11 protein-coding genes and 1 riboswitch are annotated in these 13,175 nt (G+C 71.7%); of the genes, 5 read left to right on the forward strand and 6 right to left on the reverse strand.

Annotated elements, in window-relative coordinates; translation table 11 throughout:
* Positions 1 to 19 precede the first annotated feature (19 nt).
* On the forward strand, positions 20 to 529 hold the full coding sequence (locus OG524_RS22355; RefSeq protein ID WP_405389078.1) for a DoxX family protein: 510 nt from the start codon (positions 20 to 22) through the stop codon (positions 527 to 529).
* Here the strand turns inward: OG524_RS22355 and OG524_RS22360 are convergent.
* Complete coding sequence (locus OG524_RS22360) at positions 436 to 699, reverse strand: hypothetical protein (RefSeq protein WP_405389077.1); 264 nt, start codon at positions 697 to 699, stop codon at positions 436 to 438. The genes OG524_RS22355 and OG524_RS22360 overlap by 94 nt on opposite strands.
* Positions 686 to 2,011 carry a PspC domain-containing protein gene (locus tag OG524_RS22365; protein WP_405811571.1) on the reverse strand — a complete coding sequence of 442 codons (1,326 nt, stop codon included), beginning with the start codon at positions 2,009 to 2,011 and terminating at the stop codon, positions 686 to 688. Before OG524_RS22365 ends, OG524_RS22360 begins: the two co-directional genes overlap by 14 nt.
* Before the next feature lie 195 nt (positions 2,012 to 2,206).
* On the opposite strand from OG524_RS22365, the gene OG524_RS22370 reads away from it, so the two are divergent.
* Complete coding sequence (locus OG524_RS22370) at positions 2,207 to 3,493, forward strand: PspC domain-containing protein (RefSeq protein WP_405389075.1); 1,287 nt, start codon at positions 2,207 to 2,209, stop codon at positions 3,491 to 3,493.
* Positions 3,490 to 4,185, forward strand: coding sequence for a response regulator transcription factor (locus OG524_RS22375; RefSeq protein WP_361894306.1), 696 nt, complete (start codon positions 3,490 to 3,492; stop codon positions 4,183 to 4,185). Before OG524_RS22370 ends, OG524_RS22375 begins: the two co-directional genes overlap by 4 nt.
* Positions 4,186 to 4,198: 13 nt before the next feature.
* Here the strand turns inward: OG524_RS22375 and OG524_RS22380 are convergent, their stop codons facing one another.
* Complete coding sequence (locus OG524_RS22380) at positions 4,199 to 4,987, reverse strand: GNAT family N-acetyltransferase (protein ID WP_405811572.1); 789 nt, start codon at positions 4,985 to 4,987, stop codon at positions 4,199 to 4,201.
* A 61-nt stretch (positions 4,988 to 5,048) separates the two neighbouring features.
* Positions 5,049 to 6,104 carry an NlpC/P60 family protein gene (locus OG524_RS22385; protein WP_405389072.1) on the reverse strand — a complete coding sequence of 352 codons (1,056 nt, stop codon included), beginning with the start codon at positions 6,102 to 6,104 and terminating at the stop codon, positions 5,049 to 5,051.
* Positions 6,105 to 6,465: 361 nt separating this feature from the next.
* On the opposite strand from OG524_RS22385, the gene OG524_RS22390 reads away from it, so the two are divergent.
* A complete protein-coding gene (locus OG524_RS22390) occupies positions 6,466 to 6,819 on the forward strand; it encodes a hypothetical protein (RefSeq protein ID WP_405389071.1) in 354 nt (117 codons plus the stop codon).
* A 175-nt stretch (positions 6,820 to 6,994) separates the two neighbouring features.
* Here OG524_RS22390 and OG524_RS22395 read toward each other — a convergent pair whose 3' ends face one another.
* Positions 6,995 to 8,158 carry an NlpC/P60 family protein gene (locus OG524_RS22395; RefSeq protein WP_405389069.1) on the reverse strand — a complete coding sequence of 388 codons (1,164 nt, stop codon included), beginning with the start codon at positions 8,156 to 8,158 and terminating at the stop codon, positions 6,995 to 6,997.
* A riboswitch (cyclic di-AMP (ydaO/yuaA leader) is annotated at positions 8,157 to 8,316 on the reverse strand. Its footprint overlaps the gene before it by 2 nt.
* Before the next feature lie 417 nt (positions 8,317 to 8,733).
* Between OG524_RS22395 and pcrA the strand changes: the two genes are divergently transcribed.
* The gene (pcrA, locus tag OG524_RS22400; RefSeq protein WP_405389068.1) at positions 8,734 to 11,172 is read left to right on the forward strand and encodes a DNA helicase PcrA; all 2,439 of its coding nucleotides are present in this window, start codon (positions 8,734 to 8,736) and stop codon (positions 11,170 to 11,172) included.
* Between the two features lie 170 nt (positions 11,173 to 11,342).
* Here pcrA and OG524_RS22405 read toward each other — a convergent pair whose 3' ends face one another.
* A complete protein-coding gene (locus OG524_RS22405) occupies positions 11,343 to 13,037 on the reverse strand; it encodes a peptidoglycan DD-metalloendopeptidase family protein (protein ID WP_405389067.1) in 1,695 nt (564 codons plus the stop codon).
* Between the last annotated feature and the right edge of the window lie 138 nt (positions 13,038 to 13,175).

Below are 13,175 nucleotides of genomic sequence, written 5' to 3' on the forward strand. Positions count from 1 at the left end.
AACGGAAGGCGGGGCAGTGATGCATGGGTACGGCGGCGGTTCCTACGGACTGCACGAGCCGAGAAGCCTCCGGGACCGGGCGAGGCAGTACGCGCTGCTGCCCCTGCGGATCTTCCTCGGCGTCACCTTCGTCTACGCGGGGCTCGACAAGCTGACCGACAGCGCGTTCATGTCGGCGAGCGGGACCGGTTCCATCGGCGAGATGATGAACGCCGTACGCGACACCTCGGCGATCCCGGGCCTCGTCGACCTCGCGCTCAAGAGCCCCGAGGGCTTCGGCTACGCCATCGCGTTCGGCGAGCTCGCCGTCGGCCTGGGGACCCTCTTCGGGCTGTGGGCGCGGCTCGCGGCCCTCGGCGGCGCGCTGATCTCGCTGAGCCTCTGGCTGACCGTGAGCTGGCAGACCGAGCCGTACTACTACGGCAACGACCTGATCTACCTCATGGCCTGGCTGCCGCTGCTGCTCGCGGGTGCCGCCGAGTTCTCCGCCGACGCCTTCCTCACGTCGCGTCGACGGCGCAGCAGGTAGCTCAGCCACGTCACCGCGGCCGACAGCCCGAGCCCGCCGAGGAACACCAGGGCGGTGAACGTCCACGGGACGCTCCAGGCGCCCGCGGCGTCCGCCGCGTAACCGCCGGCCAGGGCGAGCATGGCGAGGCCCGCCACCGCACGGCCGGGCCGGATCTCATGACGCAGCACGGGTGACCTCCACCTGTCCGATGCCGACTTCCATCCGCAGCTCGACCGTGCCGGCCGGCTTGCTGCCCTTCACCGGGCGGAGCGTCTCCCGCGTCCGCCGGTCGGGGGCGACGTCCACGTCCTCGCGCTTCGTGGCGGGCAGCTGGACGTCGCCGAGCCCCACCTCCGCGTACAGCTCGACGGTCACCCCGCGCGGTACGACGACATGGGCGCGCCCCACCCCGAGCCCCAGACCGGTGCGCAGCGTGTCGCCCTCCGGGACGACGACCCCGGACAGGTCGAGCTCCGCCGCCCCGGTCCCCAGCTCGTACCACGGCTGTACCGCCGCCACCGATGCCGGACGCCACTCCTTGCGCACCCAGTCGGTGCCGATGTCCTTCGGTACGGCCGAGGCCCCCGCCAGCAGGCCCGCCGTGATCACCGCCAGCAGGATCGTGCCGAATCCCGTCCGGCCGAGGACGGAGGCGATCAGCAGACCGAGGCCGAACACGGCGAGCGCGGCGGCGAGCCCGATCTGCAGGCTCGTCCCCAGCGGCTGCCGGTCCCAGCTCAGCCCCGTGCCCAGACCGCCCGCGACCAGCGCCAGCAGGAAGACCGCCCCGCCGATCGGGCGCGGCCCCCGGGTCCCCGGCGCACGGTAGGGCGCCCGGTACGGGGCGTCCGGAGTCGCCCCGCGCCTGTCCTGCGCCGTCGCGTCGTGCGCCGCGTCCACCGGGCCCCACAGATAGCCGGGCCCCACCGGGCCCGTCGTGCCGTCCTTGACGATCGGATCCCGCCACCAGGACGGGCTGCCCGGCGTCGGCGGCGCCTTCACCTCGGGCGGCGCCCCGTGGCCCGCCGGGGTGCTCCCCGGTGTCTGCGCCGCCGCGCCCGGCGGATCCTCGGGGGCCGTCCTGCGGTGCTGCGTCCACACGGAGAAACCGATGACGGCCAGCGACAGCATCGCGGCGAAGGCCAGCATCCCGCCGTTGTGCAGCATCGACAGGAGCAGCCCGCAGCCCACCAGCGCGAGCAGCAGCGCGACCAGCGACGCACCCTCGACCCGGCCCGACAGCAGCCTGCGCGCCTCGTTCTCCTCCTCGTCCTCCAGCGGGAGCAGCAGCCAGGCGAAGCCGTAGAAGATCAGTCCGATGCCACCGGTCACCGAGAGGACGCCGAGCACGATCCGGAAGATCACCGGGTCCACGTCGCAGTACCGGCCGAGTCCGCCGCACACCCCGGCCACCACCTTCTGCCGCGGGCTGCGCCGCAGCTGCGGTTTCGGCTCGGGGGCCGGCGCGACGCCGGGTGCGGCGCCCTGGGGAACGGTCATGTCCCCATGGTGACGGTCCGTACGGCCGCGCGGGACCCGCGACGACCCTGGCCGATCCCTGATATTGCCTCCGGGCACCCCCTGAGGGACCGCCCGGGGCCCGAGATCGCCGCCCCGGGATCCAGCGGCTTCTCAGGGTCGATTCCGGGGCCGACCCTGATGCCACGACCCGCCGGGACATGTGACGATCGGAGCATGCCAGCCGCCACGACCCGAGCCCCGGGCACCCACGCACCGGACGCGGAGGAGCCGTCGGTGCGCAAGCTGTACCGCAGCGCCGACGGACGGATGCTCGGCGGTGTCGCACGCGGGCTCGCCGGTCATCTGGGACTGCCCGTCGCCTGGGTCCGCTTCGTCTTCCTCGGACTGTTCTTCGCGGACGGCCTCGGCGCCCTGCTCTACGCCGTTTTCTGGATCGTCGTCCCGCTCGGCGTGGGCGGCGTGGAGACCACCCGGTCCGTCTTCGAGACCGCGCCGGACGGCCGCCGCAGGCTCCGCAAGCCCGACAAGGGCCAGGTCTTCGCCCTGGTCGCGCTGCTCGTCGGCGCCGTGGTCTTCGTCGGCAACGTCGACATGGGCAGCGAGGCCGACCGCTACATCTGGCCGACGCTGCTGATCGGGGCGGGCTCCGTCCTGGTCTGGCGCCAGGCCGACAACGCGCGCAGGGCCCGCTGGATCGAGGTCGGCCGCCGCCGCCGGGTGCTGCAACTGGCCCGCGGACTGGCCGGCGTCGCCCTCGTCGGCCTCGGCCTGGCCGTCTTCATGGTGGTCCGCGGCTCGGCGGCCCAGCTCGGCAACGTACTGACCGCCGCGATCGCCGTGCTCACCGGCATCGCGCTGCTCGCCGGCCCCTACCTCGTGCGCATGACCCAGGACCTCTCCGAGGAGCGGCTGATGCGCATCCGGGCCCAGGAGCGGGCCGAGGTCGCCGCCCACGTACACGACTCCGTCCTGCACACCCTCACCCTGATCCAGCGCAGCGCGGACGACGGCGGCGAGGTCCGCAGACTCGCCCGCGCCCAGGAACGCGAGCTGCGCAACTGGCTGTACAACCCGGAGGGCACCGGCAAGGACGAGGACGACGAGCCCACGACCCTCGCCGAGGCCGTCAAGCGGGCCGCCGCCGAGGTCGAGGACAAGCACGGGGTGCCCCTGGAGGTCGTCGTCGTCGGCGACTGCCCGCTCGACGAGAAGCTGGCCGCCCAGATGCAGGCCGCACGCGAAGCGATGGTCAACGCCGCCAAGTACGGTGGCGAGGGCGGCGCCGTCCAGGTCTTCGCGGAGGTCGAGGGCCGCACGGTCTTCGTCTCCGTACGGGACCGGGGGCCGGGATTCGACCTGGATTCCGTACCGGGCGACAGGATGGGCGTACGAGAATCAATCATCGGCCGGATGCAGCGCAACGGCGGTACGGCGCGACTGCGTTCGGTGCCCGGCGGGGGCACGGAAGTCGAGCTGGAGATGGAGAGGGCGAGCCAATGACCGAGAACACCGAAGCCACCGGGGGCCCGGAGCGACGGGTACGGGTCGTGCTCGTCGACGACCACCGGATGTTCCGCACCGGCGTCCAGGCCGAGATCGGCCGCACCGAGGAGACCGGGGTCGAGGTCGTCGGCGAGGCCGCCGACGTCGACCAGGCGGTCACCGTGATCACGGCGACCCGGCCCGAGGTCGTCCTCCTCGACGTCCACCTCCCCGGCGGCGGCGGCGTCGAGGTGCTGCGGCGCTGCGCCCCGATGATGGGTCAGGTGGAGAACCCGGTGCGCTTCCTCGCGCTGTCCGTCTCGGACGCCGCGGAGGACGTCATCGGGGTCATCCGCGGCGGCGCCCGCGGCTATGTCACCAAGACCATCACCGGCACCGACCTGGTCGACTCCGTCTTCCGGGTCCAGGACGGCGACGCGGTGTTCTCACCGCGGCTGGCCGGCTTCGTCCTGGACGCCTTCGCCTCGACGGACGCGCCGCCGGTCGACGAGGACCTGGACCGGCTGACGCAGCGCGAGCGCGAGGTGCTGCGGCTGATCGCCCGCGGGTACGCGTACAAGGAGATCGCCAAGCAGCTGTTCATCTCGGTGAAGACCGTCGAGTCGCACGTCTCGGCGGTGCTCCGCAAGCTCCAGCTGTCCAACCGGCACGAGCTGACCCGGTGGGCCACCGCGCGACGGCTGGTCTGAGAGCCGGGCGGCTTCAGAGCCGGTCCGGGGCGGGTTCCGGGCCGTCTTCCGGATCCTCCAGCGAGATGTTGAGCTTCTCGCCGACCCTGCGGTAGCCGACGCCCGCGTAGATCCGCTCGACCTCCGGGCTGCCCGGCTCCAGCCACACGGTGTGGCAGCCGCGTCCGAACGCCGTCGCCGTCAGCCAGGCGGACAGCGCGGCGCCGACGCCACGGCGGCGGAAGGCCTCGGCGACGGCCAGCCCGGCCAGCTCGCTGATTCCGTCGACCGGGACCGAGCAGCCGCCCGACCCGGCGGGCTCGGAGCCGAGCACGGCGAGCGCCGCGACGCCCCCGCCGGCCGCGGCCCCGCGCAGCCAGGCGATCTCGCCGTCGTCGGGGCCGCCCTCCCCGCCGAATCCCGTGTGCTGGACGGCCGCCGCCGCGGTGAACTCCGCGTCGGTGACGGGCTCGGCGACCCGGAGCCCGTCCACCGGCTTCGGCGTGAGCAGCTCGTCCGGGGTGCAGGCGAGCACCGGAGCATGGTTCTCCACGGTGAAACCGGCGGCCAGCAACGCCGGTTCGACCGCGGGTGCCCAGGCGGGCAGGTACTCCAGCCGGGGCAGCCGGTCACGCTCGCGGAACGCCGCGATGAGATCCGCGACGTCCTGGGCGGTCGGTTCCGCACCCCGGTCCGGGATCGCGTAGTTGGCGAACTTCAGCTCCCAGCCCGGGTTGTGGCGCACCGTGAACGGGCCCACCCGGTAGTGGTCGGGGGAGCGGAGGGCGAGCGCGCGGGCATAGCTCTGGACATCGGTGTCCACGGGCACGGTGGAACCTTCTCTCTCGCGGATCCCGGTCGGGTCCGGCCGGTCGGCGCGGAGCCTATGCCACCCGGGTCGCTCCCGCGAAAGGCATTTCGCTGATCGGCGCGATACGGACCGGTGCGCCCGGCCGCGGGGCGTGGATCATCTGGCCACCGCCGATGTAGAGCCCGACGTGGGTGACCCCGGAGTAGAAGAACACCAGGTCCCCGGGGGCCAGTTCGGATCGTGCGACGCGTCGGCCCGCGTTGATCTGCGTGTAGGTGGTCCGCGGCAGCGAGACACCCGCGGAACGCCAGGCGGCCTGGGTGAGGCCGGAGCAGTCGAAGGAGGAGGGGCCGGTGGCGCCCCAGACGTACGGCTTGCCGAGTGCCCCGTACGCGAAGGCGACCGCCTGCGCCGCACGGGCGTCGGGGGCGGCGACGGAGCCGCGCGGGGTGCCGCGGCCGGCGCGCACGGCCGGGCCGCCGTGCCCCGCGTAGTCGGCACGCTGGGCCTCGCTCAGGGTGGCCAGGAGCCGCTGGGCGTCGGCCAGTTTCGTGCGGACCGCCTCCTTGTGCTTCTTCAGGTCGGCCTGACGGGACCTGAGGACGGCGAGCTCGTCCTCGGCCCGGGCGCGCAGCTGTGCGACCTCGCCGATCTGCCGGCGTACGCCGTTGATCGCGCCGGCCTGCCGGTCACCGGCCCGGTCCAGGTAGGAGGCCCGCTCCAGGTACTCGTCGGGGTCGGAGGAGAGCGCCAGCCGGACGGCCGGGTCGATGCCTCCGCTGCGGTACTGCGCCGCGGCGAACGAGCCCAGGGCGTTGCGTGCGGCGTTGAGGCGGTCGGTCCTGCGCGCGGCCTCGTCGCGCAGCGCGTCGAGGGACTTCGCGGAGGCGGTCGCCTCCTCCTTCGCGCCGTTGTACTTCTCGGTGGCGACCTCGGCGTCGTGGTACAGCCGGTCGACCTTGGCCTTGACCTGGGCCGGGGAGAGCTGGGGCTCGGCCTGGGCGGCGCCTTCCAGGGCGGTCGCGGTCGCCGCCCCGGCGAAGGCCAGGGTGGCCGCGGTACGGGCAGCAGGCCCGGTGAACAGGCGCTGCTTGGGCTTGCGGTGAGCGGCTTTGCGATGGGGGGCCACGGGGGCGTGGGTCCTTCCGTTCGACTGCCCGCCGGGGAATACCTGCGGGCCCGCCGGGAGTCCGACGGCGGGCCACCGGAATAAGGGGGAGTGGCCCGCCGCCGGATCTCCCGGCGGGGCGACCGGGGTGCCGCCCCGGTACGGGTCGGCGGTGAAGAATCGGTCACCTGGGAGGGACGCTAAACCCGAGGCACAGGGAAGAGTCGTAATGACAGCTATTGGCTCGATGTGACGTTTCGGTCTCGTCGAATGATCGGGAAAATCAACCTGAGTCCGGCAATTCGCACCAGGTGCGAGCGAACTCGTAAGGAAGTCCTACCTGGCCGAAGAGTGGTGATATGCCCGCGGCTAGGCTGCGGCCATGGACGTACTCATCAATGTCTTCGTGGCTCTGCACATCATCGGTATCGCCTCCCTGCTGGGCGGCTTCCTGACCCAGATGAAGGCCATGGGGGCGGGCACCGCGCGCTTCGTGCCGGCCATGCTGCACGGGGCGCTGACCATGCTGGTCACGGGCATCGCCCTCGTCGGGCTCAACCAGGCCGACGACCAGACGGTGAACAACGTCAAGATCGGCGTCAAGCTGCTGGTCCTGATCGTGATCCTGGCGCTCGTGTACGTGAAGCGGGACGAGGAGAAGGCCGGCAAGGGCGCGTTCGCAGCCGTCGGCGGGCTGACGGTCGCCAACATCTTCATCGCCACGCTCTGGACCTGAGCCATGCTCTGGACCTGAGCCGCACTCCGGGCCTGAGCCATGCTCTGGACCTGAGCCATGCTCCGGACCTGAGCCATGCTCCGGACCTGAGCCGGCCGCTGTACGTGGGCAGTGCGGTCTCGTCCGGGCGGGGCGGGCGTACGACCCGTACGCCCGCCCTTCGCGCGCCCGCGCGTTACGCCGGGCGCACGCTGCCGTAGATCGGCATGTAGTAGATCGACTCCTCGCGGACGTTCGCACCGGGCTTCGGCGCGTGGATCATCATGCCGTCACCCTTGTAGATGCCGACGTGGCTGATGTCGTCGTAGAAGAAGACCAGGTCGCCCGGCTGCAGATCCGCCGTGGCCACCCGGGTGCCGACCTCCACCTGGTCCCAGGTCGTCCTGGGCAGGGTGACGCCCGCGGCCTTCCAGGCGGCCTGGGTGAGACCGGAGCAGTCGTACGAGGCCGGGCCCGTCGCCCCCCAGACGTACGGCTTGCCGATCTGGGCCCGGGCGAAGGCCAGGACCTTGTCGGCCTTGGCCGCGTAACCGCTGTCGGAGTCCGTGTCGCCGCCCGTTCCGGTGCCGGAGCCCGCCTCTTCCTCCTTCGCGGCCGCCTCCTCGGCCGCCCGGTCGGCCTCGGCCTTCGCGGCAGCCTGCTGGCGGGCGAGCTCCTTCGCCTTGCGCTCGGCCTCCGCCTCCTTCTTGCGCTCCAGCTCCGCGAGGCGCGCCTTCTCCTCGGCGGTCAGTTTCGACAGCAGCGAGCGGGCCTCGGTCAGCTTGTTCTGCACCTGCTGCTTGCTGGTGCGCAGAGTGGCCTGCGACTCGGTGAGCGTCTCCAGGCTCTTCGTCGCCTCGACCCGCTTCGCCGCGGCCTCGCCCTGCTGCGTACGGAAGTCGGCGACCGCCTTCTGCTGCTGGCTGGTCATCCGCGCCATCAGCTGGTCCTGGTCGAAGTACGCCTGCGGGTCGTCCGCGAGGAAGAACGTCGCCGTCGGGGCGATCGCACCGCCGCGGTACTGGGCCGCCGCGTAGTGGCCCAGCTCCCGGCGCGTCTCGTTGAGCTTGTCGGCCCGCTTGGCCGCGGCCTCCAGCAGCGCGTCGACCTTGGAGCGCTGCTGCGTGGACGCGGTCTTCGCCTTGTTGTACTCCTGCGTCGCCGTGCCTGCCTGGCGGTACAGGTCGTCCACCTTCTTCTGCACTTCCTCGATGCTGGGCTTGGGCTCCGCCGGGGCGGCCGTCGCGCTCTGCGTCGAGAGCAGGGTGACGGAGGCCAGCGCCGCCGTCGTGAGGCCGACGGCAGGGGTGGTGGTGCGCACCCGCGTGCGCGGCTTGCGATGCGATGCCAAGGCCGGCATCTCCTTCCGTGGACCGCCTACCGGGTTAGCTGTCGGGTTCGGGCGGAACGGAAGGCTGCCCTACGGTCCTGGGGAGAGGACCGATTCACCCCGGTGCTGCGTGTGGGTCCCCGGTTCCGGCTCCCGCGAGGGCGGCACGGATTCGGCGGGGGTGCCCGCGTGGCGTGGGTCGCCTCGAAGCGGTGACGGGTCACCCGTCGAGCACGCTAACCAACCCGTGGTGTCCCTGTGAAGGTTGATGTTCGATATGCCCGATACATTTCCGTGACCTTTTCGGACCGGCTGCCCACGGGGCGGCGACGGACCCAGGATTCCTACGCACCGTGCGCGGACCGTCTCCGTACGCGTACGGATTGCTGCCCTCGTGCGGAATGCGGCCCCGGGCTGTCGGTGCGGCGGCCCAGGGTCTTCCGTCTGGATCAGGCCGGGTCAGGGAGCGGGGTCCGGTGCGTGCAGCAAGGCGGAGGACTGAGGCGACGCGGAGCGTTGGTGATTGACGACAGCGCCGCAGACGTGCGTGCCAGATCCCGTGAGCCCGGCATCATCCGCACGAGAGGCCCTAGACTCGGCAGGCGATGAGCAGCCTCTTTGACGACAGTTTCCTGACCGGCCTCCAGCAAGCGGACGAAGGCCCCCCGCCGCCCCCCGAGGGCCACGCGCCCGAAGCGGTGCCGGAGGGGCTGTTCGAGGACGTCTTCGACACGCCCCCGCCGCCGCGTGACGCGTACTACCGCGACGGCGCCCCGCGCCCGGTCGTCGACTCCGCCGCGCTGCTCGACGGGCTGAACACCGAGCAGCGCGCCGCCGTCGTGCACGCGGGTTCTCCGCTGCTCATCGTCGCCGGGGCGGGTTCGGGCAAGACCCGCGTGCTGACCCACCGGATCGCCCACCTGCTGGCCGAGCGCGGGGTGCACCCGGGCCAGATCCTGGCGATCACCTTCACCAACAAGGCCGCCGGTGAGATGAAGGAGCGCGTCGAGCAGCTCGTCGGGCCGCGCGCCAACGCCATGTGGGTCATGACCTTCCACAGCGCGTGCGTGCGGATCCTGCGCCGCGAGTCCAAGCTCCTCGGCTTCACCTCGTCGTTCTCGATCTACGACGCCGCCGACTCCAAGCGGCTGATGGCGCTGGTCTGCCGCGATCTGGACCTCGACCCGAAGCGCTACCCGCCGAAGTCGTTCACGGCGAAGGTCTCGAACCTGAAGAACGAACTGATCGACGAGGAGACCTTCGCCGGTCAGGCAGCCGACGGGTTCGAGAAGACGCTGGCCCAGGCCTACGCGCTCTACCAGGCACGGCTGCGCGAGGCCAACGCCCTGGACTTCGACGACATCATCATGACGACGGTCCACCTGCTGCAGGCGTTCCCCGACGTCGCCGAGCACTACCGCCGCCGCTTCCGGCACGTGATGGTCGACGAGTACCAGGACACCAACCACGCGCAGTACACCCTCGTACGCGAGCTGGTCGGCCCGGCGGGCGAGGCCGACGCCCCGGGTGAGCTGTGCGTCGTCGGTGACGCGGACCAGTCGATCTACGCCTTCCGCGGAGCGACCATCCGCAACATCCTCCAGTTCGAGGAGGACTACCCGGACGCGACGACGATCATGCTGGAGCAGAACTACCGCTCCACGCAGACGATCCTGTCCGCGGCCAACGCCGTCATCGAGCGCAACGAGAGCCGCCGTCCCAAGAACCTCTGGACGAACGCGGGCGCCGGCACCCGGATCACCGGCTACGTCGCCGACACCGAGCACGACGAGGCGCAGTTCGTCGCCGACGAGATCGACCGGCTGACGGACGCCGGGGACGCGAAGGCGGGCGACGTAGCCGTCTTCTACCGCACGAACGCCCAGTCCCGTGTCTTCGAAGAGATCTTCATCCGCGTGGGGCTGCCCTACAAGGTCGTCGGCGGAGTGCGCTTCTACGAGCGCAAGGAGGTCAGGGACGTCCTGGCCTACCTCCGGGTCCTCTCCAACCCCGAGGACACCGTCCCGCTGCGACGCATCCTCAACGTGCCGAAGCGGGGCATCGGCGACCGGGCCGAGGCGATGATCGACGCCCTGTCGCTGCGCGAGAAGATCTCCTTCCCGCAGGCGCTGCGCCGCGTCGACGAGGCGTACGGCATGGCGGCCCGTTCGTCGAACGCCGTGAAGCGGTTCAACACGCTGATGGAGGAGCTCCGCACGATCGTGGAGTCCGGCGCCGGACCGGCGGTCGTGCTGGAGGCCGTCATGGAGCGGACCGGCTATCTCGCCGAACTCCAGGCGTCCACCGACCCGCAGGACGAGACCCGCATCGAGAACCTTCAGGAGCTCGCCGCCGTCGCCCTCGAGTTCGAGCAGGAGCGGGCGGAGGAGGAGGGCGCGGGCACGCTCGCCGAGTTCCTGGAGAAGGTCGCGCTCGTCGCCGACGCCGATCAGATCCCCGACGAGGACGAGGACGGCTCCGGTGTCGTCACGCTGATGACGCTGCACACCGCCAAGGGCCTCGAATTCCCGGTGGTGTTCCTGACCGGCATGGAGGACGGCGTCTTCCCGCACATGCGCGCGCTGGGTCAGGCGAAGGAGCTGGAGGAGGAGCGCCGGCTCGCCTACGTGGGCATCACCCGGGCGCGCGAGCGGCTGTATCTGACCCGGGCCTCCATGCGCAGCGCCTGGGGACAGCCCTCGTACAACCCGCCGTCGCGGTTCCTGGAGGAGATCCCGGACCAGCACCTGGAGTGGAAGCGCAAGGGGCCGATGGCGGCTCCGGCGGGACCGACGTCGGGGATCACCTCGTCGCTGTCCTCCTCGCGCGCCAGGTCGGGGCCGTCGGGCTTCGCGACCCGGCGTACCGCGGACAAGCCGGTGGTCACCCTGGTGGCGGGGGACCGGGTCACGCACGACCAGTTCGGCCTGGGCACGGTGACGGCCGTCGAGGGCTTCGGCGACCAGGCGAAGGCCACGGTCGACTTCGGCGACGAGCGCCCGAAGAAGCTGCTGCTGCGGTACGCGCCGGTCGAGAAGCTGTAGGGCCGCTCGCCCGGGCCCGGACGGGGCCCGGGCTTTCGACCGGGCGCGGGCCACGAAGAGGCCGACGCGGGTCCGGACGGTGCCGGGCGTCTTCGTCCGGGCGCGGGTCCGGATCGTTCAGGGTGCGGCTCAAGGGCCCGGGTTCGTGCCCGGGCCCTTGAGCTCAGGGCTCAGTTCGGATTGAGGCCGTGGCTGCGGAGCCACGCCAGCGGGTCGATCGACGCGCCGCCGCCGGGCCGTACCTCGAAGTGCAGGTGCGGGCCGGTGGAGTTGCCCGAGTCTCCCGAGTACGCGATGACGTCACCGGCCTTGACCGTGCCGGAACGGATCTTCGCGGCGCTGAGGTGGCAGTACCAGGTCTCGGTGCCGTCGGCCGCGGTGACGATCACCATGTTCCCGTAGGCGCTGTTCAGCTGCGTGCGGACGGTGCCGTCGGTCGCCGCCATCACCGGAGTGCCGAGACCCACGGGGAAGTCGATGCCGGTGTGCGCGGACATCCAGTTCACGCCCGCCTGGCCGTAGTAGGCGCTGAGGCCGTGCTGGTTGACCGGCAGGGCGAACTTGGGGCGTGCCGCCTCGCGGCGTGCGGCCTCCTCGTCGCGCTTCTTCTTCTCGGCGGCCTGACGCTCCTTCAGGTCGATGCGCTCCTGGGTGCGGCTGGCACGGTCGGCGAAGTTCTCGGCGTCGGCGCTGAGGGCGGCGAGCTGGGTGTCCAGCTCGTTGTTGGCGACGGCCGGCTTGACCGTGTCGGCGGCCGCCATGGACGTGGTGTCGTCCTTCTGCTCCTCGGCACCGCCGACGCCGCTCACGGAAGCCGCCGCGATGCCCGCGACGCTCATCACGCAGGCGGAGGGAACGGCGACGGTGAGGAGCGCGGAGCGCTTCGCCGGAGTGCGACGCCGGCCGCGGCTGCCGCCGCGCTGGGCGGAACGGCCCACGGGGCGGGCCCCGGAGGGGGCGTGGGACGCAGTCACGTCGATGACGTCCGCGATCTCGGTGACCGCGTCGTGCACGCCGGCCGGGCCGTGGTCGAGGTCCGGGTTGTACGGGGCGTACGGATCGGCCGCGTCGTACGCGGCGGCCTCCGCCTGCGAGTCGGCCTCCGCCTCCGCGGTCCCGGTGTCGGTCGCGTCCAGGTGTTCCTGGGGTACGAACTCGGCCGTCTCGTACGACTCGTAGGGAGCAGCCTGGTGTTCGTATGCGGGATACGACGTCTGTTCGGGTGCGTACGCCGTGGTCTCGGGCGTGGCGCCGGTGTTCCAGGCGGTGGCGTCGTAGGCGCCCGTGTCGGCCGTTCCGTAGCCGGAGGTCTCGAAGACCGGGGCCGTGTACGTGCCCGTGGCGTAGGCCGTGCTGCTGAAGGTGGTGGTGGGGAAGGCGCCGGTGTCGCTCGTGGCCCACTGGTCGGCCTGGCCCGTGTGGTCCCAGCCGGTGGTGTCCCACTGGCCGGTCGCGTCCGCGGCGCCCGTCCCGGGGTGTGCCGTCTGCGCGGGGATCCCTGCTTCGGGCATCCAGGTGGCGGTGGTGCCGTAGGTCTGCTGGGCCTGCGGGTGGACCTGCGCGCCGTAGCCGTCGTACGAGGCCTGCTGATGCGCTCCGGTGCCCCACTGACCGTCGTACTGCCCGGTGTCGTACTGCCCGTGCCCGGTGTCGTACTGGCCCGTCTGCTGGGGCCCGGCCGCGTAAGCGGTGTCGTAGCCGCCGTAGGAACCGTCGTATGCGGTGGTGTAACCGCTGCCGTACGCCGTTTCGTGACTGCCGTCCTGATGGTCCGGCAGGGACCCGAAGAGCGGGTCGGCGTCGAAACCTCCGGTGGACCGGCTGTCGAATCCGGCGTACCCGGCGTGGGGGTGCTGGTCGTTCACCAACTTCTCTCTCGCCTCGGCAGCAGGACCTGTTCTGGGTCCGGTGGGGGAATCCCAGGGTGAGCAGTGGCCGCGACTGTACCCGGCAGTACGTGACGACGACAATCTTCGACGGGTTCCGGCACCTCAGGAAACGGG

The organism is Streptomyces sp. NBC_01520 (assembly GCF_045040375.1).
Taxonomy (GTDB): domain Bacteria; phylum Actinomycetota; class Actinomycetes; order Streptomycetales; family Streptomycetaceae; genus Streptomyces.